Origin of the sequence: Croceivirga sp. JEA036 (assembly GCF_011882165.1) — a bacterium.
Lineage (GTDB): Bacteria > Bacteroidota > Bacteroidia > Flavobacteriales > Flavobacteriaceae > Croceivirga.
The window spans coordinates 172264-197441 of record NZ_JAATON010000002.1 but is presented as its reverse complement, the minus strand read 5'-3'; the positions used below and the strand labels follow the sequence as shown (position 1 = coordinate 197441).

Annotated in this window: 22 protein-coding genes and 1 tRNA gene; 13 read left to right on the top strand and 10 right to left on the bottom strand. The window is 36.3% G+C overall.

What is annotated here, in order from left to right; translation table 11 throughout:
• Positions 1 to 5: 5 nt before the first annotated feature.
• The 10 genes from mraY to HCO57_RS05670 all read left to right on the top strand — a co-directional run bounded on the left by mraY (position 6) and on the right by HCO57_RS05670 (position 10951).
• Positions 6 to 1226, top strand: coding sequence for a phospho-N-acetylmuramoyl-pentapeptide-transferase (gene mraY, locus HCO57_RS05715; protein WP_167988235.1), 1221 nt, complete (start codon positions 6 to 8; stop codon positions 1224 to 1226).
• Positions 1227 to 1228: 2 nt separating this feature from the next.
• Positions 1229 to 2563: a UDP-N-acetylmuramoyl-L-alanine--D-glutamate ligase gene (gene murD, locus HCO57_RS05710; RefSeq protein ID WP_167988234.1), complete on the top strand. Its 1335-nt coding sequence runs from the start codon at positions 1229 to 1231 to the stop codon at positions 2561 to 2563.
• A gap of 13 nt (positions 2564 to 2576) precedes the next feature.
• Entirely contained in the window at positions 2577 to 3779 is a 1203-nt protein-coding gene (locus tag HCO57_RS05705; RefSeq protein ID WP_167988233.1) for an FtsW/RodA/SpoVE family cell cycle protein, read from the top strand.
• Positions 3766 to 4854, top strand: coding sequence for an undecaprenyldiphospho-muramoylpentapeptide beta-N-acetylglucosaminyltransferase (murG, locus tag HCO57_RS05700; protein WP_167988232.1), 1089 nt, complete (start codon positions 3766 to 3768; stop codon positions 4852 to 4854). The genes HCO57_RS05705 and murG overlap by 14 nt, the downstream gene beginning before the upstream one ends.
• The gene (murC, locus tag HCO57_RS05695) at positions 4851 to 6203 is read left to right on the top strand and encodes a UDP-N-acetylmuramate--L-alanine ligase (protein WP_167988231.1); all 1353 of its coding nucleotides are present in this window, start codon (positions 4851 to 4853) and stop codon (positions 6201 to 6203) included. Before murG ends, murC begins: the two co-directional genes overlap by 4 nt.
• The gene (locus HCO57_RS05690; RefSeq protein WP_167988230.1) at positions 6193 to 6912 is read left to right on the top strand and encodes a cell division protein FtsQ/DivIB; all 720 of its coding nucleotides are present in this window, start codon (positions 6193 to 6195) and stop codon (positions 6910 to 6912) included. Before murC ends, HCO57_RS05690 begins: the two co-directional genes overlap by 11 nt.
• Before the next feature lie 3 nt (positions 6913 to 6915).
• Positions 6916 to 8286, top strand: a complete 1371-nt coding sequence (gene ftsA, locus HCO57_RS05685; RefSeq protein WP_167988229.1) for a cell division protein FtsA — start codon at positions 6916 to 6918, stop codon at positions 8284 to 8286.
• Between the two features lie 23 nt (positions 8287 to 8309).
• Positions 8310 to 10322 (top strand): cell division protein FtsZ, encoded by a 2013-nt coding sequence (gene ftsZ, locus HCO57_RS05680; protein ID WP_167988228.1) that lies wholly within the window; start codon positions 8310 to 8312, stop codon positions 10320 to 10322.
• Between the two features lie 92 nt (positions 10323 to 10414).
• Positions 10415 to 10867, top strand: a complete 453-nt coding sequence (locus HCO57_RS05675) for a GatB/YqeY domain-containing protein (protein WP_136949627.1) — start codon at positions 10415 to 10417, stop codon at positions 10865 to 10867.
• Positions 10868 to 10877: 10 nt separating this feature from the next.
• Positions 10878 to 10951, top strand: a tRNA-Arg gene (locus HCO57_RS05670).
• An 85-nt stretch (positions 10952 to 11036) separates the two neighbouring features.
• On the opposite strand, the gene HCO57_RS05665 is transcribed toward HCO57_RS05670, so the two are convergent.
• Entirely contained in the window at positions 11037 to 11936 is a 900-nt protein-coding gene (locus HCO57_RS05665) for an NAD(P)/FAD-dependent oxidoreductase (RefSeq protein ID WP_167988227.1), read from the bottom strand.
• 300 nt (positions 11937 to 12236) lie between these two features.
• Between HCO57_RS05665 and HCO57_RS05660 the strand changes: the two genes are divergently transcribed.
• The gene (locus tag HCO57_RS05660; RefSeq protein WP_167988226.1) at positions 12237 to 13133 is read left to right on the top strand and encodes an outer membrane beta-barrel protein; all 897 of its coding nucleotides are present in this window, start codon (positions 12237 to 12239) and stop codon (positions 13131 to 13133) included.
• Positions 13134 to 13503: 370 nt separating this feature from the next.
• Here the strand turns inward: HCO57_RS05660 and HCO57_RS05655 are convergent, their stop codons facing one another.
• The 3 genes from HCO57_RS05655 to HCO57_RS05645 form a co-directional block, all read right to left on the bottom strand.
• Entirely contained in the window at positions 13504 to 14133 is a 630-nt protein-coding gene (locus tag HCO57_RS05655; RefSeq protein ID WP_167988666.1) for a vancomycin high temperature exclusion protein, read from the bottom strand.
• 154 nt (positions 14134 to 14287) lie between these two features.
• On the bottom strand, positions 14288 to 15175 hold the full coding sequence (locus tag HCO57_RS05650; protein ID WP_136951777.1) for a YegJ family protein: 888 nt from the start codon (positions 15173 to 15175) through the stop codon (positions 14288 to 14290).
• Positions 15176 to 15278: 103 nt separating this feature from the next.
• The gene (locus HCO57_RS05645; protein ID WP_136951776.1) at positions 15279 to 15656 is read right to left on the bottom strand and encodes a PH domain-containing protein; all 378 of its coding nucleotides are present in this window, start codon (positions 15654 to 15656) and stop codon (positions 15279 to 15281) included.
• A gap of 189 nt (positions 15657 to 15845) precedes the next feature.
• On the opposite strand from HCO57_RS05645, the gene HCO57_RS05640 reads away from it, so the two are divergent.
• Positions 15846 to 16457, top strand: coding sequence for a YqaA family protein (locus tag HCO57_RS05640; protein ID WP_167988225.1), 612 nt, complete (start codon positions 15846 to 15848; stop codon positions 16455 to 16457).
• Between the two features lie 62 nt (positions 16458 to 16519).
• Here HCO57_RS05640 and HCO57_RS05635 read toward each other — a convergent pair whose 3' ends face one another.
• The 4 genes from HCO57_RS05635 to rpe all read right to left on the bottom strand — a co-directional run bounded on the left by HCO57_RS05635 (position 16520) and on the right by rpe (position 21640).
• Positions 16520 to 19057, bottom strand: a complete 2538-nt coding sequence (locus HCO57_RS05635) for a glycoside hydrolase family 2 TIM barrel-domain containing protein (RefSeq protein ID WP_167988224.1) — start codon at positions 19055 to 19057, stop codon at positions 16520 to 16522.
• Positions 19058 to 19351: 294 nt separating this feature from the next.
• Positions 19352 to 19810: a RidA family protein gene (locus HCO57_RS05630; RefSeq protein ID WP_167988223.1), complete on the bottom strand. Its 459-nt coding sequence runs from the start codon at positions 19808 to 19810 to the stop codon at positions 19352 to 19354.
• Positions 19811 to 20009: 199 nt separating this feature from the next.
• Positions 20010 to 20981, bottom strand: a complete 972-nt coding sequence (locus HCO57_RS05625) for a YpdA family putative bacillithiol disulfide reductase (RefSeq protein WP_167988222.1) — start codon at positions 20979 to 20981, stop codon at positions 20010 to 20012.
• A complete protein-coding gene (gene rpe / locus HCO57_RS05620) occupies positions 20981 to 21640 on the bottom strand; it encodes a ribulose-phosphate 3-epimerase (protein ID WP_167988221.1) in 660 nt (219 codons plus the stop codon). The genes HCO57_RS05625 and rpe overlap by 1 nt, the downstream gene beginning before the upstream one ends.
• A 166-nt stretch (positions 21641 to 21806) precedes the next feature.
• Here rpe and HCO57_RS05615 point away from each other — a divergent pair, with 166 nt between their 5' ends.
• The gene (locus HCO57_RS05615; RefSeq protein ID WP_136951770.1) at positions 21807 to 22040 is read left to right on the top strand and encodes a hypothetical protein; all 234 of its coding nucleotides are present in this window, start codon (positions 21807 to 21809) and stop codon (positions 22038 to 22040) included.
• 30 nt (positions 22041 to 22070) lie between these two features.
• Here HCO57_RS05615 and HCO57_RS05610 read toward each other — a convergent pair whose 3' ends face one another.
• Positions 22071 to 22781: a DUF1080 domain-containing protein gene (locus HCO57_RS05610; protein ID WP_167988220.1), complete on the bottom strand. Its 711-nt coding sequence runs from the start codon at positions 22779 to 22781 to the stop codon at positions 22071 to 22073.
• Positions 22759 to 24957 carry a c-type cytochrome gene (locus HCO57_RS05605; RefSeq protein ID WP_167988219.1) on the bottom strand — a complete coding sequence of 733 codons (2199 nt, stop codon included), beginning with the start codon at positions 24955 to 24957 and terminating at the stop codon, positions 22759 to 22761. Before HCO57_RS05605 ends, HCO57_RS05610 begins: the two co-directional genes overlap by 23 nt.
• Positions 24958 to 25178 lie beyond the last annotated feature (221 nt).

Here is a 25178-nt window from a genome sequence, read left to right as displayed (position 1 = left end):
AATAAATGCTGTATTACCTATTTCAATATTTAGAACAAGAATACCAGTTCCCAGGAGCGTCATTATTTCAATTTTTGTCGTTCAGGGCGGGGTTTGCAGTGATTTTATCCTTACTAATTGCTATGGTCTATGGAAAAAGGATAATTCTTTTTCTGCAGAAAAAACAGATTGGAGAAACCATTAGGGATTTAGGTTTAGAAGGGCAAAAGCAAAAGGCTGGTACACCAACCATGGGTGGTCTTATTATTATAATGTCTACACTAATACCAGTTTTGTTAGTGTGCGATTTAAAAAATATTTATGTCATCTTACTTGTAGTGACCATGGTTTGGATGGGTATCATTGGATTTATAGATGACTACATCAAAATATTTAAAAAAAATAAAGAAGGACTTAAAGGTCGTTTTAAAGTAATAGGCCAAGTTACGTTAGGCTTATTGGTAGGTGCTGTCTTGTATTTTCATCCAGAAGTAACCATAAAAGAAAAAGATTCTACCAGAATTACGGAAGAATTTAAGGTGGAAAAGGTATATGGTAAAGAATTGCAAACACAGCGTACCAATATTCCCTTCTTTAAAAACAATGAACTAGACTATGCAGATTTTATTGGTTGGATGGGTGATAGCGCTAAAGAATATGCTTGGCTAATCTTTATTCCTGTAGTAATACTCATTGTCACAGCGGTTTCTAACGGGGCTAACCTTACAGATGGTATAGACGGGTTGGCGGCTGGTTCTTCAGCAATTATTGTACTCACCTTAGGCATATTTGCTTGGGTTTCTGGCAACATACAATTTTCTAATTATCTAGATATTTTTTATATCCCGAGAGTGGGAGAATTGGTGGTTTTTATCGCTGCTTTTGTGGGTGGTTTAATAGGGTTCCTTTGGTATAACACCTTCCCTGCTCAGGTTTTTATGGGAGATACCGGGAGTTTAACTATTGGGGGTGTTATTGCAGTAATTGCCATTATTGTGCGTAAAGAATTACTGATTCCGCTTTTATGTGGAATCTTCTTTGCGGAGTCACTCTCAGTAATGCTTCAAGTAGGCTATTTTAAGCATACCAAGAAAAAGTATGGAGAGGGTAAGAGAATATTTTTGATGGCGCCCTTGCATCATCATTATCAGAAAAAATCGTACCACGAAAGTAAAATAGTAACGCGCTTTTGGATCATTGGTATTTTATTGGCGATTATGAGTATTGTCACCCTTAAAATTAGATAAGGATGAATCGATTAGTGGTGTTAGGTGGTGGTGAAAGTGGCGTAGGCACGGCTATTTTAGGAAAGCAAAAAGGCTTTGATGTTTTTGTGTCCGATTTTGGGCCAATCAAAGAAAAATATAAAGAAGTTCTTGTGCAACTTGATGTAGACTGGGAAGAAAAGCAGCATACAGAAGCTAAGATTTTAACTGCAGATGTGGTAATGAAAAGTCCTGGTATACCAGATGCAGTGCCGTTGGTTAAAAAGCTGGTAGAGAATGGTGTTCCTGTAATTTCAGAAATAGAATTTGCTACGCAATTTACGAACGCAGAAATTATTGGTATTACGGGTAGTAACGGCAAAACTACCACAACAATGTTAACGCATCACTTGGTTAAAAACGGAGGGGTAAGTGTGGGTATGGCAGGTAATATTGGGGATAGCTACGCTAAGATGGTGGCAGAGCAATCTTTGGATTGCTATGTGTTAGAAATTAGCAGCTTTCAATTGGATGGTATTCGGGAGTTTAAACCAAATGTTGCCATTATAACCAACATAACACCAGACCATTTGGATAGGTATAATTATCAGTTTGAAAATTACATCGCATCCAAGTTTCGCATCGCAATGAATCAAGATGAAAATGACTATTTGATTTATGACGCAGATGATGAAGTTATAGTAAACTGGTTAAAAGAGCACCCAGTAAAGTCAAAGTTATTGCCTTTTTCGCTTAAGCAAAAAGTAAAGGAAGGTGCATGGTTAGACAAGAACATAATGAAATTTAAAGTAGACACTAATTATTTGGAGATGAGTACAGATTTTTTAACACTAGAAGGACAGCACAATACTAAAAATGCTATGGCGGCCAGTATGGCTTCTATGCTTGTGCGCGTGAGGAAGGAGGCCATTAGGCAGAGTATACAATCTTTTCAGGGGGCACCCCATAGATTAGAGAAGGTGTTAAAAATTAACCATGTAGAGTATATAAATGACTCTAAGGCTACCAACGTAAATGCTACCTACTATGCATTGGACGGTATAAAAAAACCAATAGTTTGGATAGTGGGTGGAACGGATAAAGGAAACGATTATACAGAATTGATGCCCTTGGTTAGAGAAAAGGTGAAAGCCATTATATGTCTAGGGGTAGATAATAGTAAGCTGATTGCCACTTTTGGGAACGTGGTAGAGCCTATGGTAGAATGCTACTCCATGGAAGAAGCGGTAAAGATTGCTTACAAGGCATCAGAAAAAGGAGATACTGTATTGCTATCACCGGCATGCGCAAGTTTTGATTTGTTTAAGAACTATGAAGATAGAGGTGACCAATTTAAGGCGGCAGTAAGGAATTTGTAAAATGTAGTAGTACATGAAGGCATTAATGAAAAACATAAAAGGGGACCGCGCCATTTGGGGAATTGTGGCGTTGTTGGCAGTGTTTTCCTTTTTGCCCGTTTATAGTGCTAGTACCAATTTAGTTTACGTAAAAGATACTGGGACGGCATTAGGGCATCTGGTAAAACATGGTGTGTTATTGTTTTTGGGTTTCATGATTATTTTTGCGGTGCACAGAATACCTGCACATTATTTTAAAGGATTAAGTCTCATAGGTTTTCCTATAGTATTAGGTTTGTTGGCCTACACTTTAACCGTAGAAACCAATATTGGCGGGGTTAGTGCTAATAGATGGATTACGATCCCCATTGTTGGGATACCTTTCCAAACCTCTACTCTAGCCTCTGTGGTGTTAATGATATGGATTGCTCGGTATTTAAGTAAAATTAGAGAGAAGCAAATTACTTTTCAGGAAAGTATTTTGCCACTATGGATACCAATTGCATTGGTGGTAGGTTTAATATTACCTGCTAACTTTTCTACTGCGGCAATTGTTGGTGCAATGGCATTTTTATTGTGTTTTTTAGGAGGTTATCCCTTAAAATATTTGATAGTTATAGGCGGTACTGGAGCGGTTCTTGTAGGTATGTTTATGTTCGTGCTATTCAAAGCGCCAGAGGTGCTGCCAGATAGAGCAGGTACATGGAAATCTAGGATTGAAACTTTTATGAATCCAGAGGATGCTAGTGCCGATGCTAACAGGCAAGTAACTTATGCTAAAATGGCTGTGGCCCAAGGTGGATTAGTAGGGAAAGGAGCTGGTAAGAGTGTGATGAAAAACATCTTATCACAGAGTACATCAGACTTTATATTCGCTATTATCATAGAAGAATATGGTTTAATAGGTGGGGTGGGATTGTTATTCTTTTACCTGCTTCTATTGTTCAGAATTGTGGTGGTGGCTAATGGAGCACAATCTATATTTAGTAAGCTTTTGGTGATAGGTGTAGGTATCCCGATTGTTTTTCAAGCATTGATAAACATGGCCGTAGTGGTACAGTTGTTTCCAACTACGGGGCAGCCTTTACCCTTAATTAGTATGGGGGGGACTTCCATTTGGATGACCTGTTTAGCTATTGGTATTGTGCTGAGTGCAAGTAATAAAAAAACGGAGGAAGAATCCTCTACAGAAATAGATGATACAAACCCTTTAGAGATATTAAGTGGGCAGATATAAGTTTATACTTTCTGGTGGCGGTACGGGTGGTCATATTTACCCGGCTATTGCTATAGCAAATGAGCTTAAGCGCAGGTTTCCTGATGCTGAGTTTTTATTTGTTGGGGCAAAGGATAAAATGGAGATGGAGAAAGTGCCACAAGCAGGATATGCTATAGAAGGGTTGTGGATTAGTGGTTTGCAACGCAAACTGTCTCTAAAAAATGTATTGTTTCCTGTTAAGCTGTTAACAAGTCTAATTAAAGCACGTAGCATTTTAAAAAAATTCAAGCCAGACGTGGCTATAGGTACAGGTGGTTTTGCTAGTGGTCCTTTGTTAAAAATGGCGTCTAAATCCAAAGTGCCTTATGTGTTGCAAGAACAGAATTCTTTTGCCGGAGTTACCAATAAATTATTGGCCAAAAAAGCATATAAGATATGTGTTGCCTATGATGGGATGGAGCAATTTTTCCCAAAACGCAAAGTAGTAAAAACAGGAAATCCTGTTAGAAAGGATTTGCTGAAAACTACTTTAAATTCAGATGAAGTTAAAAAGGAGTTTGGCTTTGATGCAAATGCACCAGTCGTATTAGTGCTCGGTGGTAGTCTAGGGGCAAGGCGTGTAAATCAATTAATAGAGGAGCAGTTGCCATTCTTCAAAGAAAAACAAGTCCAAGTACTATGGCAATGTGGAAAATTGTATCACGAAGAATATAAAAAATATAACGAAAAAGGCGTGGTGGTCCGTGCATTTCTGAACGAGATGAATAAAGCCTACGTAATGGCAGATTTTATTATTTCTAGAGCAGGTGCTGGTTCGGTGTCTGAATTGTGTTTAGTGGGTAAGCCAACATTATTTATTCCATCTCCTAATGTGGCAGAAGACCATCAAACTAAGAACGCTCAGGCATTGATGCAAAAGCATGCTGCATTGATGCTGAAAGAAAATGAGCTTAAAGAGAAGTTTCAAGTTGTTTTTAATGAAATGTTTACTTCTAAAGACCTGCAAAAGCAGTTGTCGGAAAATATTAAAGCATTAGCCTTGCCACAGGCAACAGAAATGATTGTAGATGAAATTGAGCAGTTATTAAAGTGAATATAAAAGATATAAATAGCGTTTATTTTGTGGGTATTGGTGGCATTGGTATGTCTGCCCTAGCGCGCTATTTTCAATTTATAGGTAAGCAGGTTGCAGGTTATGATAAAACCAAGACGCCGCTTACTCAAGAATTAGAGTCTTCTGGTGTGCTTATTCACTATGAGGATGCGGTATCAGAAATACCTGATTTTTGCAAAACGGTAAACAAAACCTTGGTGGTTTATACACCAGCAATACCCCAAAAGCATTCAGAACTAGCATTTTTTAATACTCAAGATTTTAATGTGCTTAAAAGAGCGGAAGTTTTGGGTCTAATCACTAAAAATGCCTATTCTTTTGCAGTAGCTGGGACGCATGGTAAAACTACAACAAGTAGCATATTAGCACACTTGTTGAAAGTTGTAGATGCTCCGTTTTCTGGATTTTTAGGAGGTATTTCAGAGGATTTTAATAGCAACTTCATTTTTAACGGCTCTAAATATGCTGTGGTAGAGGCAGACGAATACGATCGCTCCTTTTTACAACTCCATCCAGATATGGCATGTATCACTTCTATGGATGCAGACCATTTGGATATTTATGGGGATGAAGAGACTTTAGTGGATAGCTTCAAAGCGTTTAAGGCTAAACTGTCTGGTAGGGGCAAGTTGTTTGTTCCACAAACAGTGGGCTTAGAAGGTGTGACTTATGGTATAGAAGATGGTTCTGATTATTGCGCCACGGATGTCCGTGTGCAAAACGGGTATTATTGTTTTAATATACAAACACCCAAGAAATTAATTAAAGACGTTGTTTTTGCTAAGCCTGGCCGTCATAATCTTGCCAATGCACTGGTAGCATTTGCTATGGCTGTAGAAGCAGGTTTTAACGCAAGTGATTTGGCTAAAGGTTTGGCTAGTTTTAAAGGTGTGCAGCGTAGGTTTTCGTATCAAATAAAGAATGAGAATTTCTTATATATCGATGATTATGCGCATCACCCTACGGAAATAGATGCAGCACATCAAGCAGTAAGAGAAATGCATCCTGGGAAAAAAGTGACTGTCATTTTTCAGCCACATTTGTTTTCTAGAACACGAGATTTTTTAAAAGAATTTGCGAAAAGCTTAGCGCAGTTCGATGAAGTGATTCTGTTAGAAATTTATCCGGCAAGAGAAGAGCCAATTCCTGGTGTTACTTCAGCAGTATTGCTTAGTAAAATTGACCATCCAAAGAAACGAATTGTAGAAAAGGATAGTCTTGTAGAAGAGCTCAAAAAAGGCGACCTAGAGGTTTTAATGACTTTAGGTGCTGGGGATATTGGTTTAGAGGTGGAAAAAATTAAAAATGGATTGACTTATGCAAATTAAGTTGAAACATATTAAACTAATTGGCTTACTGTTGGTTGTGGTTGGCTTGTACAGTTTTGCAGGGTATAGAAGTAACTTGCGACCAGGAACAGAATTGGAAATTAAGTTTTTGGGAGACAACAATTTATATATCACAGAAGAGTCGGTTAATAAATTGTTAATACAAAAATATGGACCATTAAAAAATAGGGCAAAAGAAGAGGTAGTTTTGAATACCATAGAAGAGGTTATACAATCCAATCCTATGGTTAAAAATGCCCAAGTTTACCGCTCTGTTAATGGTACACTTATTTCAAAGATTGTTCAGCGTAAACCAATAGGAAGGGTTGAAGGAGTCTCTAGATTTTATTTGGATGATGAAGGAAAACGCATGCCGTTATCCAGACACCACTCGGCAAGAGTGCCAATCATTACTGGTAAAATAACAGAGAAAACTTTAGAAGATGCCTACGCCATTTTGGAGTACATAAACAAGGACGATTTTTTAAGAAAAAATGTAATTGGTATACATCTTAAAGATGAAGACCAATACCAATTAAAGTTAAGGGTAGAGGAGTTTGTAGTGCATTTAGGGAGTGTGGAAAACCTTGACGAGAAGTTCAAGAATTTTATGGCGTTTTATGTAAAAGCTGCTAAAGATAAAAGCTTAAATAGTTACGCCATGGTGAGTTTAGAATTTGATAATCAAGTGGTTTGCACCAAAATATAAGGTATGGAACAAGGTAAATATTCAGTTGGTTTAGACATTGGTACCACCAAAATCGTTGCGATTATTGGTCGGGAGAATGAGTATGGTAAAATAGAGATTCTAGGTTCTGGTAAAAGTAAGAGTCTAGGGGTGCATAGAGGGGTAGTCAACAATATTACCCAAACCATTGCCTCTATACAACAAGCAGTAGAGCAAGCCGAGTTAAATTCTGGCTTAAAAATTGGGTCCGTTGTTGTAGGTATTGCTGGCCAACATATCCGTAGTTTACAGCATAGTGATTACATAACTAGACCGAATGCAGAAGAAGTAATTAATGAGGACGATTTGGATTTGCTGTGTAACCAAGTGTATAAATTGGTTATGCTACCAGGCGAAGAAATAATTCATGTTTTACCACAAGAATACCGAGTAGATGGCCAATCAGAGATTAAAGAGCCTATGGGTATGTACGGTGGTAGATTAGAGGCTAACTTTCATGTAGTAGTAGGGCAAGTATCGTCTATTAAAAATATAGGTAGATGTATTAAAAGTGCAGGTTTAGATTTAGGTAACATCACCTTGGAGCCTTTAGCGTCTGCAGAAGCTGTGCTTAGTCAAGAAGAAAAAGAGGCAGGTGTTGCTTTAATAGATATAGGTGGTGGTACTACAGATTTAGCCATTTTTAAAGATGGTATCATTCGCCATACCGCTGTAATTCCGTTTGGTGGTAATGTGATTACAGAAGATATTAAAGAAGGTTGTTCTATTATAGAAAAGCAAGCAGAATTGCTTAAAATTAAATTTGGTTCTGCTTGGCCAGGTGAAAACAAAGACAATGAGATTGTATCCATACCAGGTCTTCGTGGTCGTGAACCAAAAGAAATCACCCTAAAAAATCTTTCTAAAATTATTCATGCACGTGTGGTAGAGATTATTGAGCAGGTGTATGTAGAAATTAGAAATTATGGTCATGAAGATCAGAAGAAAAAACTTATTGCTGGCATTGTATTAACCGGCGGTGGTAGCCAATTAAAACACCTTAAGCAATTGGTAGAATATATTACCGGTATGGATACCCGTATTGGTTATCCTAATGAGCATTTAGCAGGTGATTCTGATGATAGTATCGCTAGCCCACTGTATGCAACTGCAGTTGGTTTATTAATGAATGCTCTTAAGAATGATGTTAGAAATGTAACTGAAGCGCAAGAAGAAACATTGGCTACAGAAGAGCAGCCAAGAGAGCAACAACAGCAAGAAGAGGTGTTGGTTGGGGAGGAGCAGCAACATGTGCAAACACAGCGCCAAACCGTAACCGCATCTAGCAGAGAACGTAAGTCCATTTTTGACAAATGGTCAGAGAAATTGAAAGACTTTTTAGATAACGCAGAATAAACGTACCCAGAAAAATAAGCACCATGAGTAATAGCAACGAGTTCGATAATATAGCATTCGATTTGCCAAAGCATAAAAGTAACGTTATCAAGGTAATTGGCGTTGGTGGTGGCGGTAGCAATGCCATAAACCACATGTTCACTGCTGGTATTAACGGGGTGGATTTTGTAATCTGTAATACAGATTCGCAAGCCTTAGAAAACAGTGCAGTACCTAATAAAATTCAATTAGGGGTTTCTTTAACAGAAGGATTAGGAGCTGGAGCCAACCCAGAGGTTGGGGAACAAGCGGCCTTGGAGAGTATGGAAGAGTTAAAGAACATGTTAGAGAGTACAACTAAGATGGTCTTTATAACCGCTGGTATGGGTGGTGGTACAGGTACGGGTGCAGCCCCTGTAATTGCCAAAATTGCCAGAGAATTAGACGTGCTTACCGTAGGTATTGTTACCATTCCTTTTCAATTTGAAGGAGCAATGCGTAACAAACAAGCACAATTGGGTATAGAAAAGTTGCGAGCTAACGTAGACTCTCTCATTGTTATAAATAATAACAAGCTTAGAGAAGTATATGGTAACCTTGGTTTTAAAGCAGGTTTCTCTAAAGCAGATGAAGTTTTAGCCACTGCAGCTAGGGGTATTGCAGAAGTAATAACACACCACTACACTCAAAATATTGACCTTAGAGATGCTAAGACCGTACTAAGTAATAGTGGTACTGCCATAATGGGTTCTGCTATGGCGTCTGGCTCCACTAGAGCTAATGAAGCAATAACTAAAGCTTTAGATTCCCCTTTATTAAATGACAATAAAATACGTGGGGCTAAAAATGTATTATTGTTAATTGTTTCTGGTTCTCAAGAAATTACCATTGATGAAATTGGTGAAATTAATGACCATATCCAGATAGAGGCGGGTCATGGGGCAAACATTATCATGGGTGTTGGTGAAGATGAAAACCTTGGAGAAGCTATTGCGGTAACAGTAATTGCTACCGGTTTTGCAGTAGACCAACAAGATGAGATAGTAAATACAGAGACTAAGAAAATTATTCACACGCTAGAAGACGAGCAAAAAGCTACGCACGATTTAAGTGGCGATGCTGGTATAAAGCGTTTTACACTAGAAGATGCTGTAGAGGAGCCAATTACTCCTAAACCAGTTATAAAGCATACCTTAGAAGAGGATAAGCCTAAGCAGGTCATCAGAGAGCCAGAATCAGATTTAATACCAACTACGAGCTACATTCGTAATTTCAATGTATTTTATGAGGAGGTAGTAGCTGAGCCTGTTAAAGAAGTTATTGCTAGACCTAAGGAAGATGACTTTATCATCATAGAAGCCAAAGATATTCTTAGTAAAATTGAAGTGATAGATGCAGAATTGGTACATCCAAAAGCAACCACGAACGAAGATCAGTTTACACTTAGTTTTGATATGCCGTTGAATGATGTTAAAGAAGACAAAGAAGAAGCTACAAATACTATAGTTTTTGATTTGGATGATGACATCAAGGACATGGAGGTTAAAGATTATGTAGAGGTGCAGCCAACTCAAGAATACCAGAAGACAGCAGAAACGCGCTATAATTTAGAGGAGTATATGGAGTTAGAAACAAAACTAACCGCAGCTCAATCTAAAAAAGTAGAAACTTCTGAGCCAAAATTAAAAGAAGAAGAGATCAATTTTGAGAAACGAACAGTAGAAACTTTAGAAAAGGAACCAAAACCAATAGCCAAAACTGAGACTCAAGAAAATGGTGGTGGTGATATGGATCCAATGAATAGTTCTATTAGCGATTTGCTTAAACAACGAGCAGATGAGCGTAAAAGAAAACTTAAGAATTTTAATTACAAGTTTAAAAATAACCGCTCTAGTTTAGACGAAATTGAAAAGGTACCAGCTTACAAAAGACAAGGGGTAGAGTTTGAAGAAGGTAACAAGGAACAAAGAGTGTCTAGGATGAGCTTGGGCGAGGATAGCAATGACGAAATACAGTTGCGTAGCAACAATTCTTATTTACATGATAATGTAGACTAAGAACTCTAAAGTCGATTATATGAGTATAAGCCCGAAAACTAAATTTTTTCGGGTTTATTTTTTTATCTTCGCTAGCCTAAATAAGCTAGATTATGGGATTGCAAGAAAACGTAATGACGGACATGAAAGCTGCTATGAAAGCCAAAGATACCGTGGCTTTAGAGGCGCTGCGAGCTATTAAATCTGCTATTCTGTTGGCAAAGACCGATAAAGGCGCTGGTGCAGAATTAACAGAAGAAGAAGAGGTCAAACTAGTACAGAAACTAGTAAAACAGCGTAAGGACAGTGCAGCCATTTTTTCTGAGCAGGGTAGAGATGATTTGGCAGAACCAGAACTAGCGCAGGTTGCTGTAATAGAAAAGTTTTTGCCAGAACAATTAACAGCAGAAGAGGTAGAAAAAGTAGTAGTACAGACTATAGCTGCTGTTGGTGCCAATGGAATGCAAGATATGGGTAAGGTTATGGGCATTGTGTCTAAAGAACTTGCAGGGCAAGCAGACGGAAAAACTATTTCTACTTTAGTAAAAGAAAAATTAAGTTCTTAATAATAAAAATGGCCCAGTAGTTCAACTGGATAGAATATCAGATTTCGGCTCTGAGGGTTGGGGGTTCGAATCCTCCCTGGGTCACACCATAGTATTATTACAAAAAACGCTCAATTTAATTGAGCGTTTTTTTATGCCTATTGTGGTCGCTGTTTTACCACAAAATGATTTAGAAAGATTCGTGGACCAATTCCATATGTATCACAGCGCCCGCTTTGTTTCCAGAAGCAACGGCATGGGCTACAGAGCGTAATCTAGAACTATTATCTCCACAGGCAAAAACATTAGGATTAGTGGTTTTTTGCATTTCATCAACAGCTATGAAACCATTTTCGTCAAGGGAACAACCCAGAGCGTTTAAAATGCCAATAGGTAATGTAAAGGGTACTTTGGCATACAGTGCTTCTATAGCTAATTCATCTCCATTGGTGAAAACTACGTTCTCAATTTGTCCTGCCGTATGCGTAAGAGAATCAATTTTATGATTTACAACTTCAATATGATGTTTTTGTAATTTGGCAAGTTGATTCTCGTTCAAATCGCCCTCTCCATCGGTGAGTAAGATTAAATTATGGGTTAGATGATGTATCATTCCTGCCATATGCATTGCCATTTCGCCCTTTGCAAGTAGGGCAGTAGGTTTAGACTTAATTTCATAGCCGTGACAAAACGGACAGTGCACCACAGAAATTCCCCAACATTCCTTAAAACCAGGAATGGTAGGTAAAACATCTTTTATTCCTGTAGCCAATACCAGTTTTTTAGCAGTAAATGTGCCATGTTTTTCTGTGCCAACTTCCATATGGTTCTCATAATTGATTGCTTTTAGTGCAGTATCATATACGAATTCAACGGTAGTATACTTGGATACGTCTGCTTTTGCTAATGTTGCAAGCTCGGCAGGGGTTTTACCATCTTGTGTTAAGAAGTTGTGAGAATGCGGTGTTTGGGCATTGCAGGGAAGGCCATTATCTATAACTAAAACAGAACGTAAAGAACGGCCTAAAGTTAGTGCAGCAGATAAGCCTGCATTGCTGCCTCCTATAATTATTACATCAAATTGAGACATTATTATTTTGTTAAGTGCGAATGAATCGCATTACATAGGAGATAAATATATCAATAATTGTTAAATGCGACTCGTTTGCAATTAAATTTTTTTGTAAGATATGTGTTAAATAATGTTATTCTTTCAAACGGCACATATCTTATTTATTCAACTAATAGTACAAGTAAAATAATGAGCGTGTAGGTATTACGCTTTTGCTTAGATTCAGAAGCCATCTTTCAGGATAAAACTTATGTTAAATGTGTTAAAACTTGAGTTCAATTTTTGTTATCTCTGCAAAAATTTCAAAAACTGATATTAATGAGAAGGGTAATTTTTGGTTTGTTGCTAATTGCTGCAACACACGTTAGTGCACAACAATGGTACGTTAAAGCAGGGGGTGGATATTCTGATGAATTTTCTAAGAGTGAGTTTAATAATACAGACCCTAATGGTATTACAGGTATTGAACAATCTACTTCTATACGTGTTAGCGCAGATGGTAGCACCACAACTGTAGAATCTTTAAATGGTACCGCTGGGGCTGGTTATAAGTTTTTTGTAGCTGGGGGCTATATGTTTAATGAGTATATAGGTGCAGAAATGGGATTAAACTATTTTAGAGGCAATAGCACACTTGTAGGGGAGGTAGTTACTCCTAATATTATTTCTTCATCACATGTAGAGATACAAGGTTTCGATTTGAATCCGGCAATATATTTAACTCCAAACTTTTCTAAATGGAATCCATACGTACGCGCTGGATTGTTATTGACCGTTGGCGGCGATTTAACTATAGATACTAATGTTTTACAAATAGACGGTGGTGGTGATGGTACTGATATTATGGTTAACGCAGAATCTGAGGTTAAAAGCCATTTTAGTGTAGGTTATTCTGGTGCAGTTGGGGTAACGTATCCGTTGAATGATAAATGGGAATTATATAGTGAGTTGGAGTTTAAGAGTTTTACGATAAAAAGTAAATCTGCAGAAATAAAGAGCTACGTCACTAGAGCAGTTACAGGTGACCAGTCGCAATTGGTGCCAGGACAACAATTAGAAGATTTGCCAAGAGCAGAGAAAGAATTTATTTTTTCTGATAGTTTTACTATTGACAATGCAACTGGTGAGAGTGAAAATGAACCAAGGAATATACCAACGCAGTACGTAAATGCTAGTGGTATTGGTTTAAATTTGGGTGTGCGTTACAATTTCTAAGTAACTAAATATAATTTAAAGAAAAAGCCTTGACTTGCATGTAGTCAAGGCTTTTTTAGTTGTTTTTGCAAAAAAAATTACATTTTTTTATAGTTATAGCTGAGTTCATCTTCTTATCAAAACTACTCTATTCAGCAATTGAAATGTAGGAGCAATATTTTTTATAACCACAACCTACCTTGACGTTATGTGATTGATACATAACTGTCTCTACAAATAGAATGATGACGTTATTTTAAAATTTAAATAAATGAGCTAAACGTAATACTAGTAAAACAACTATTTCAAGGGTTTATTTAAAAACAACTAACGCCTAGTACTATTAGTGTTGACTACATATTTTAAGAAAAAAAGCAACTCAGTAAACTATCTAAATAGAAATTTTTTCTCCTAAGAATTTAGGTTTTACTTGGAAAAGTATGTCTAAGAACACTTTTGTTCTCGCAAAGTATTCTCGTAGTTGTGTTTTTAAACCGTTTCTGCCTTTTACGGTTTTGGCATTAAATCCTATAGCTTTAAGACCATGATTCTCGGCCAAATATATGGCTCGTTCGTTGTGGAATTCTTGGGAAATAATTGTGATACTGGTTTGGCCAAAAACCTCTTTTGCTCTAACTACAGAATCTAGGGTTCGGAAACCGGCATAGTCTAAAATAATTCGCTCTGCAGGGATACCTTTTTTGACCAATTCTTTTTTAAATTCTGAAGGTTCATTGTAATACTGTGTACCATTATCTCCACTTACTAAAACATATTCAATTTTGTTTGCTTTAAAAAGGGCTACTGTAGCTCTAATTCTATATTCAAAATAAGGATTGATTCCGCCCTGTTTTAGCCATTTTGCCGTACCCAACAGTAGACCAACTTTATTGGTGGGCATATTTTTAGTAGCAGAATAGGTTTTATTTTTTGCATTAGATTCTATAATACCGTTACAAGTTACCACACAAATAAGAGTTAGGGCAATTAGTGCACCCAAAACTTTTGTTATCTTCTTCATGGTGGTCATCTGACAAGTATTTTAAAAGTATTTGGTTTAAAGGTAGCGAAATTTATAAATCACCTACTTGTCAAATAATATCTGAGAATAAATGTTCTTTAAAAGGTTTAGTTAGATGGAGTTTATATTGTTTTTAATCAACTAAAAATAAATTCTAATCAACTATGGACAATACCTTCCATCCATTTTCTGACTTGTAAGTCATAAGTCGTTGTACAGATTTTCCATGATCTGGATAGGTACAAACTTCTGTTATAATTATATGATTATCATCTATACGCTCTCTTTTAGGAAAGGCTCTTTGTACATGGTTAAACTTGGGCATTCCTTCTTTACGTAAAGCGGCAATGTAAGATAGTTTTAAAGTCTCTGCAGTTTGTTTAATAATATCCTGTGTTTTTGGAATGTTCTCTAATTTATTTAACATTAAGGAAGCTTCTGCTTTAAAATCCTTGTAATCTAAAGCATTCTCCAAATTGTCTTGATTATAAGCTGCTTCCAAAGCAAGTATTGCACCTTCTGGTGTATCTCCGTTGGGCATAAAATGGTCCTCACCTTCATCTACAATTAAATGGCCTAGGCTTTTATCAAAATCTAATAGTTGATGAGATTCTAATGTATCCCGTATTGCACGGATGGTATAGCCACCAATTAAACGGCCTTGTTCTACAATCATCCAATCGGATATTAATTCACGGTCTATTCCTATTTTTTGATCGTATTTTATATTGGTAACATCTATAGGTTCATTACCAACTATACCAAACAAATTTCCCTCTTGGTCAAAACTAGGCTCTATTAGCCAAATATGTTCTGTGTTGTTGCCATCCTCAATCTTTACTTTTATAGAGAAATAATGTTGGTTCGGTTTAGGGTTCTCTAATGAAGCTTCAAAATAGTGTAGGGTTAAACGGGCCTTTTCAATAGCCCAGTTCATAAGGTCATTTTCTTTTGAAAAATCCACTACATCTGGTTGATTTTTTCTTTTTCTAACCGAAGATTTGTTGGTTCTTTTTCTAAAAAGTTTTGTTAGTAAATTCATTTGTGGTTGGCTAAAATTGGTCAAATAAAAGCTGTAATATGCTAACTTACAGCTTTTTTTGATACCTATCGGTGTAGAATGAGAAGACTAACAATAAATTAAACTACATTACTTTGCTCGCTAAATAGCGTTGTACAGCATATACATCAATACTCTTATTAAATTTTTTGCTAACAGATGGAATATCTTCACTAGAAATCCAAATTTTAAGCTCAGCATCTAGGTCAAAGGTGCCAGCAGTTTCTAAAGAAAATCTAGATATGTTTTTATAAGGCATGGATTTGCATTCTGTTTTACTTCCTGTTAGGCCCTGTACATCTATTAGAATTAGTCTTTTGTTGGTAAACATAAAAGTGTCTCTCATTAGCTTAAAACCTAATTCTATTACTTCATTATCTACCAATAGTTTACTGTATTTTTCAGTAAGTTTTTCAGAAGATACTTCACTTGCGTTTCCCAAAATTTTGTTTATTAAGCCCATACTTGTTTAACTTTACAGTGTTTTGTTTAAGATATAATTGTTTTGCTATATTGGTGCCCGTTAGAACAATAATGTTACAGCTGATGCAGTAATTTTATCATTTTAAAGTACTATTTTAAGCTTTATTTATAATAAACACGGCAATACAAACTTAAATTTAGCCGTTGGTAACACATCTAATTAATAGCTATGCTAAGTCCCGGTTTTACAAAGCGTTTATCGCTACTAAACCGTTATTATAAAATAACTCGTTTTTATTCTTTTTTAAAGGCAACAGCGATTAAAGGGGGTACAGTAATTGCCTTTTTTGTTGCGCTGATTATTGGTTTAGAGTATTACGTATTAGATTTTAATACTATTCTTAATAAGGTGGTAGAAACCTATCCTCCATTGTTAGTTTTTGGTCTGTTTTTAGGATCAGAAACGATTATGGGCTTATTACCTCCAGAGATTTTTATAGCATGGGCAGCTAAGGTAACCACTCCGTGGTTGTACTTGTTTTATTTGGCCAGCTTATCCTATCTGGGGGGCATAATAGCTTATGGTATTGGCAATAAATTATCAAAAATATCCTTGGTTAAGAATTATTTAGAATTAAAAGTTGCTACCCACATTAGTAATTTAAATAAATGGGGAGGTCTTTTTGTTTTTCTTGGAGCAGTGTCTCCAGTTCCCCATTCATTAGTAAGTTTAGCTTCTGGATTAATTAGTTATAACTTTAAGAATTATCTCTTATGGGCTTTATTTAGATATGTACGATTCTTGGTATATGGCTTTTTAATTTTTAAGGCGATAAGTTAGCACTACTATAATCTATTTAAACAGTAAAAATCCTAGAACAATCTAGGATTTTTACATTTTCCTTAGTTTACATTAATTGGGATGGATGCCTTTAAGCCATTAGAAGTTGTTGCTTCTATTGTAAAATCACCTTTGGTTTCGGTGCTTTGAACCAATAACAGGCATCTACCTAAATTAGTGGTTACTGTATTAGATTGGTAGGGCTGTGTGCTCGTTGCACTTCCGTTATCTACGCCTAGTAATTTTAATTCTTCTGGTAGTGTAAAAGTTATAACGCCATCTGTATGCCGAATTGGATTGTTATTGCCATCTACTAATTGTGCTACGATATGCGCCACATCATACCCATCTGCTACTAATGTTTGGGTATCTATACTCAATTCTATGGCTTCCATTTTGCCTGCGGTATGTAGCGTTTGCTCTGTAAGTTTACGACCTTCTTGGGAATAGCCAATTGCTTTTAGCGTTCCTGCACTAAAAGGAACTTCCCACTTAAAAATCCGGTCTTCAAAGTCCGATAATTGCTTTTTGCCTAAGGATGTATCGTTTAAAAACAATTCAATCTTTTGGCAATTGCTGTATAATTCTACTATGGTTGTGGTATTTACAGGGTAGTTCCAGTGCGTGTTAACATCATGCCATTGCCAAAGTGCTTTTTGCCATTGACCAGGTTTTTTCTCTACAATACTACCATCAGGGTTTACTTTGTATTGAGATTTTTCAGAGGTTTGAGTCCCAATGAAAATATGGGGTTTCTCATTCCATAAGGTCTTCATCATATGATATGATGGCTTTTTAAATCCAGCAACGTCTAACATACCGCTTTGCGTTGCTTTTTGAGGCCACTTTTTATTAGATTCACCCATATAATCAATACCCGTCCATAAAAAGGTGCCGGATATAAAAGGCCTTTCTTGTATGGCTTTCCACTCGTGCCATTGTACTAGATTTTCTGTGCCCATAATAGGTATATCAGGATAGTTAGTATGGCCATAATCATACAATACCCGTCTATAGCTGTATCCAATTACATCTAGTGCATCTGCATAGCCAGTTAAATGGCTTGCAGAAGGTAAAATACAATTAGCAGTTACGTAACGGGTGGTGTCCATTTCCTTCGTCCATCTAGATAGTTTGGCGGCGGTCTCTGCTAAAACATATTTTCCCTTTTCACTTTCATCATATCGTTCTTTAATTTCACTAGGCGGTATGGGCGGTTCTGACCAAAAATAATTACCAGACCAATCCATATTAAAAAAGCCAGTTGCATGCGCGTATCTTGGGTAGGTCCACTCTATTTCATTACCTATGCTCCATTGTATTATAGATGGGTGATTGCGGTCTCTTAACATGGTTGTTTTTAGGTCTATTTCTGCCCAATCTTGAAAATGTTCTGTATAACCTCTAGTTATATAATCTTCACTACGCTCATGCATATTTAAGCGCTTATCTTTGGGATTATCCCACTCGTCAAAGAATTCATTTTGTACTAAGAAACCCATTTCATCACATAAATCTAAAAACTCTTCAGAAGGTGGATTATGTGCTGCTCTAATCGCATTAGTTCCCGCGTCTTTTAAATGCTGTAAACGCCTTCGCCATACTGCCTTAGGAACTGCAGCGCCTACTAAACCACCATCATGATGCAAGCAAACGCCTTTTATTTTGTGGTTTTTTCCATTTAGAAAGAAACCATGGTCAACATCAAACTTTATAGTGCGTATACCAAAAGGAGTTTTGTTTTCATCTACAAGCTTTTCTTCTTTTACAATTTGTGTTATGGCCGTATAGCGATACGGATTATCAATATCCCACAAATGTGGTGAAGTTATGCTGTTTTTTAGGGTGATGCTTTTCTCGGTTAATCCCTCTAAACTTTCCTTCTGTCTAGTACTAGTGACGGTATCGCCGTTTTCATTTAAAACTGTAAAAATTACATCAAATTGCTGCGCATCTTTAAAATCATTTTTTAGGGTAATTTGGTTTTGTATCAATGCGTTATCTTCCGTAATTTTTGGTGTGGTTATGAACGTACCCCAGATAGGAATATGAAGCTTGTGTTTAGTGATTAGTTTTACGTTTCTATAGATTCCTGAACCTGTGTACCATCTACTATCGGCGTAACGGGAGTGGTCCACTTTTACCTTTACGGTGTTAGCACCATTTTTTAAGTGGTCTGTAATATTATAAAAGAAAGGAGAATATCCATAAGGATGCTTGCCTAAAGACATTTCATTTAACCATACTTCGCTATTATTGTAAACTCCATCAAAAAGTATATAGGTATTCGTTTCTGGATTAGTTTTGCGGTCAAAAGATTTTTTATACCAACCAATACCACCTAATAAATAACCTGTAGCGCCTTCTCCTTGAATACTATCAAACGGAAATTCCACGCTCCAATCATGGGGTAAATTCAAAGAACGCCAATCTTGATTGGTGAAAAAAGTAGGGGTGATGGTATCATTCTCTTGCAATTTAAACTCCCAAGATTTATTAAAATCGATACTGCCAAAATCTCTTAAAGTGTCTTGCGAGGAGGTTTTGCAACCAATTTGCACTAATGCTAGGAGCATCAGCGCTATAAACGTTTTAGTCATGTTTTAATTCTTGGTTTAGTTTGTGGTACTACCAACTGGTGGTAGTTTGCTAAATTGATGTGGTTGTCTAAAAAAACAAAAACAAGGTACTAGACAAAACCTATACATGTGTAGTATAAAATCATTTATAATAGGGATTTGGACAAAAGCAATCCAAAAGCCATACTATATTAATGGACTTATACTATATAACATGATGATTAACCGTTAAAAACTTAAAAAAACAAAAGCTAGCAATACGTTTGTATACTATAATAGGCTAGTGGTGAGTAAAATATGCTAAGCAAAATGAAATTAAGGTTTTATGGTAAAGGATGAAGTAAGCCCTACACTAAAATTTCTTGGTAATCTATGTACACCAAAAATGGCCCTAGAATGCATCCCTTTTTCGCCTAGAACTTTGATAAAAGTGTCCGAAGCACCATTGACAACTAAGGGAGAATCGTCCCAAGAGTCATTAGATTGAAAGTAAGCATCAATATGGTTAAGCCCAACCACATTATCAAAACCAATTTTTTCATCCATCTGCGCTAAAACATTTAGCGCACATAATTCCATGGCTTTATAACCTTCTTCAGTAGAAATTTCTGTTCCTAATCTACCTTGAAATTTAAAGTTATTATTCCATATGGGGAATTGTATGGCAACATAAGCTATTGTTCCTCTAACATTTACAGAGGTATAACTACCACCAGGTGTAGAGGCATTGGGTAATTGGTACCCTAGTTCCTTTAGTTTTTCTAAAATAGTCATTTATAAGATGGTTTTTAGAATGCGAATGCCAAGCTTTTAGTTTTCGAGAAGTAAAACTACTTCTATTTGGTAATTAAAAAGCCTGATTCTATTTAAAGTTGTAGAACTTTTATGTGATTTAAGATTGACAACTTTTATAACTCCAGATAAAGATAAAAAAGCTAAAATGTGAATCTACTTAACCAAAATTTTTATGTGCTCAGGGATTAGAATGGGTAAGGATGTCCTCAATAATCATTTTAGCATGTATACGACTGTTCTCTATAAACCATTTGTGCGTTTCCATACCACCACAAATTACCCCAGCCAAGTATAGTCCTTTTACATTAGTTTCCATAGTGTCTGGATTGTACTGTGGCAATCGTTTTTCATCATCAGAAAGTTGAACTCCAAGTTGGGCTAAAAATGCAAAATTGGGTTTGTAACCCGTTAACGCTAAAACAAAATCATTTTCTAAGGCTAGTTCACCTTCTGGTGTGTTGATAGTCAACTCTCGTTCTTTAATTTCTTTTACTTCTGCATTAAAATGCGCGTTAATACTACCTTCTTTAATACGATTAATGATATCTGGTCTTACCCAGTATTTTACGCGTTGACCAACTTCTGGTCCACGAATTATTAACGTGACTTCAGCGCCTTTTCTATAGCATTCTAAAGCGGCATCTATAGCAGAATTACTGGCCCCTATTACTGCTAATTTTTGACTTGCATAAAAGTGGGGGTCATTATAATAATGGCTTACCTTGGGTAAATCTTCTCCAGGAACGTTAATAGTATTGGGTAAATCATAAAACCCAGTTGCTACAATAAGGTTATCAGTAGTGTAAGAGGTTTTACTAGAGGTAACTTTAAAACCTTTCTTTTCTTGAGTGACACTTTCTACTTTTTCAAAAAGATGAATGTTGAGGTTATTGCTAGTTACAATTCTACGGTAATACTCCAGCGCCTCATCGCGTTTGGGTTTGGCTTCCTTACTTATAAAAGGAATACCATCTATCTCTAGTTTTTCTGAAGAAGAGAAAAACTGCATATTCACCGGATAATTAAACAAGGAATTGACAATTGGGCCTTTTTCTAAGATAACATAAGATAGCCCTTTTTTTTGCGCTTCTAATCCACATGCAATACCAATAGGGCCACCACCAATTACAACAACATCAAAATTTTGCATTATGCTATTCTGGTTTTTAAATCTTTTATTGTTTCTGTTGGATTGTTGCTACCAAAAACAAAGCTGCCAGCAACCAATACATCTGCTCCGGCATCTACCAAAGCTTTTGCATTAGTCGCATTAACCCCACCATCAATTTCAATAAGACAACTACTTTTTTTATCGTTAATCAATGCTTTAAGTGCCTTTACTTTAGCATAGGTGTTTTCTATAAAAGATTGTCCTCCAAATCCTGGGTTAACACTCATGAGACATACCAAATCTACATCTTGTATGGTATCTTTTAATAAATCTACGGATGTATGTGGGTTTAAGGCAACACCAGCCTTCATCCCAGCAGCCTTTATAGCTTGTAAAGTTCTATGCAAATGAGTGCAAGCCTCATAATGTACGGTAAGAGTAGCTGCTCCTAAATCTGCAAATGTTTGTATGTAACGGTCTGGGTCAACAATCATTAAATGTACATCTAACGGTTTTTTAGTGTGTTTACCCATAGCTTTTAATACAGGCATTCCAAAAGAGATGTTAGGTACAAAAACACCATCCATAATATCTATGTGAAACCAATCAGCTTCGCTATCGTTTATAAGTTCTATGTCTCGTTGTAAGTTAGCAAAGTCTGCTGCTAAAACGGATGGTGCAATTAATTTTGAGCTCATTTTGTTATTTAGATTATAACTGTAAAAATACGTAAAGGATCAAGTTTAGCACTAGCGCAAATGCTTTTAATATGGATGGGTATACGCTTTTGTGTAAGATTATTTTTCTTTACATTAAAGATTAGTTTACAATTTAGTAACTTTGGAATCTTAAAATTCACACTACATGTCAAAGAAGTCGAAATTAAAAAAGCAATTTAAAGTTGCTAAGAAAGAAGTTTCTAAGAAGGAAAATGGTTTAGCAAAAGCACTAAAAAACCTTAAGAAGCTTAAAAAGAAAAAAGCAAAAAAGAAAGCTGTAAAACAAGCAATACAAGAAGCTAAAGTAAGAAAGTTAGCTTTTAAAAAAGCTTCTAAGAAAGCTGTAAGTGCCAAGAAAGCACTTAAGAAAGTAGCTTAATCTTAGCCAAACTAAGTTGTAAAAGGAGCATTATGTGCTCCTTTTTTTATGGGTCAAATCAATTAATGGTGCAGTTGGAGTTATTAAATGTTCTTTTAAGTCTTTGGTTAGAATTTTAATATTACGCCATTTAATTTTCTTGTTTTCTTGGCTTTCATTGCCAATGCTATGTACTTGTAGTCCAATAAAACCTTCTGCTGTTGCATTGTCTTTCAGGTTAGCGGTATTAATGCCGTTAACCCAAATGCTTAAGTGGTTGCCGTTGGCTTGTACACGGTAGTTATTCCATTGGTTATTTTTAAAAGCTTTTCTACCCACAGGATTGTTCTCTAAATTGTAAAGCCATCCTCTTAACCCCTCTTCAAATATGCCACCACTCCAAGCCCGTTCGCTTGGGTCAATTTCGCTTTGATAACCATGTACTTTACCATTATGCACAGCAACAAAACTATTACTTCTAAATTGTACACCAGAATTTACAGTAGGATCAACCCAAACTTCAAATTCCAGAATAAAATCAGTATACATTTTATCAGTGCATAAAAACGTATTTGGTGTACCTAATTTAGTTGTGCCTGTTACTACACCATTTTCTAAGGTATAGGTGGCAGTACCGTTTTTAATAGTCCACCCTTTAAAAGACTCACCTTGCAATAAGGGTTGCCAGTTAGGTTTTTGTTGTGCAAATAAAGTAGTGGTCAAAAGTAGTAGTAGTAGCTTAATTAGTTTTAAAGGTTTCATGCAATTCTATTTCTGTAAATGTTTGGTCTAAAGTCCTATTTAAGTTTCTTAATTTAGAGATGGTTTTTAAATCTACATCTTGGTTTGGTGTATTGGTAAATGCGTTTCTCATGTAATTGCCAATATCTCTAATATTCTCGTCGGTTATTTCGGTACTACCACCTATTCCTGGCATACTAATACCATAATCATAGGTTTTTCCATTTACGGTCACTGGGCCATTTAATCCATACAACATCACAGCTAAAAATCTTTCCTTGGGTCCCGTGATATATTCAGATTGTAAAAGTGGAGGGGCTAAATTTTCTATTCCAGTACCATCGGGGCCATGACATGTAGCGCAATGTCTATTAAACAAGATTCTACCTCTTGTTAGATGATCTTTATTTTTTTTAAAACTACCTGGTTTTTTAAGTTGTATCCGTTGTAAAGAATCTAACCAATGTAAGGTGTTTGGCATTGTAGCAGCGTATTCTGGCTGTAAGAATATTGCTTCTTTATTAAAACTATGAGCAATTAGGGGTTCTGTAAACCAAGAGGCGTCTCGGTATTTTTTAATTAGCGATAGCCAACGAGAATCTATGTGGTCCTCTGTATGTATTGCTAAATAATAGCCCAAGTAATAATCTACCATAGCGTTATCCACAGATGCCAAATTTTGGAATTGATTATCGGTTAAAGAGATTTTATTTTCTACTGCAAGTTTTAGGGCGACAGCTGCTAATTTTGGAAATTTTTGAATATTAGGATTGTCCAAAAGTTCAGTAGTGAAGGCATCTAATCCATCCAAAGTATAAAAAGTGTGTATAAGTTGTTTGTAATTGTTACTGATTGATGCAGTTTTTCTTAAAAGTTGTATGGTGTTTTCTTTTCCTTTTGCAACAAGATGTTGTTGTGCTCTTTTGCGTATCCAGATATTTTTAGATGCTAAAGAATCTATTAATCGTTCATCCGACCAACTAGATATATTCAATTTTTTTAGCGGTTTTAATTGTTTACCAAGACGAAGAATTCTACCCATACCTACAATGGAATCTAATCCTTTGTCTAAATACTGTTGCCTTAAATAACTGGTCAGGTATGTTTTATGCTGAATAATGCCTCTGTGCATATCTACAACATAAAGGGACCCGTCTGGACCATTAAAATTATTTACGGGTCTAAAGCCTTCATCATTACTAATTAGGAACTCTTTGTTTGTATATGCTTGTTCTCCCTGCCAACGTAAAGCATCATTCCTAAGAATATTTCGTTTTACTAAATTGGCTTCTGGCCCGCTGACAAAAGCATCGCCTTGAAATTCTTCTGGTAGGTTAGAACCTTCAAAATACAATGGACCACATGCGCTAGTAAAGTATTTTATTTTTTGTTCTTCATCTAACATATTAGGCAAGTACCCCCTGTTTATAGATGTGGCTTGCAAGGGATATAACTTTTGATTGGGAACAATAGCCTTACCTATGGCTTGTCTATTTTTAAATTTTGGATTGGCATTAAGCATATTGGGCAAAACCCAATCTCCCCGTAGCTGATTAGAATTATCGTTGTAGAGTAAGCGGCCCATGTCGTCATTGGTAATTCCCCATTGTCCTCTAAAACTTGTGTGTTCTACCTGCCATTTACCGTCTTTTAAGCGATAACGTTTACTAGATTTAGCATTGTATATCCAATTGTCTAGATTGTATAGCAACCCATTAGGTTGGTGTTCTACATTACCACCTACAGCATATGCGGAGTCTACTACTGTAGTTTTGCCAGGCGTATTATCGGGAGTGATTTCTGTAAAATATAAATAGGGTGGTTCTGCGTATAAAAGTCCGTCATAAACATGGCTTATTGCTCTTGCTAATTTTAGACTATCCAAAAAGACTTTGCTGTGATCCATGAACCCATCTTGGTCCTTATCTTCTAAAATGATAATTCGGCCAATCGGTTCTTCTTCATTTATGCCTTCTACGGTACGCATGTATCCAGTAAGCTCTAAAGCCCACAATTGGCCTTGGTCATCAAAACTTATAGTAACAGGGGCTTCTAATAATGGTTCTGCTGCCAAAGCTTGTACCGTTAATGGTTCTGCTAAATGGTAGTTAGAAAAGTCTACTAGCGTTTCTTTGTATTCTTTTTTACAAGAATAGGAGAGTAGCACTAGGATTAGTGCATAATACAGTCTGGTCATGAAGTGGTCTGTTCAGTTTTTAGGTTTTGTGAAACCTTTGCTAAAGGTAGCTAAGAATTAAGAATAATTCAATAAGTTTCTTAATCCTTTGAGATTTACAAACAAAAAACTCCGGTAATCAGCCGGAGTTTATTCATCAATCAAAAAACGAACAGTCATGATAAACTGTTGTAGCCATCTAAATTACGATTTTAAACAATAAAAAGCAATATGCTTACACA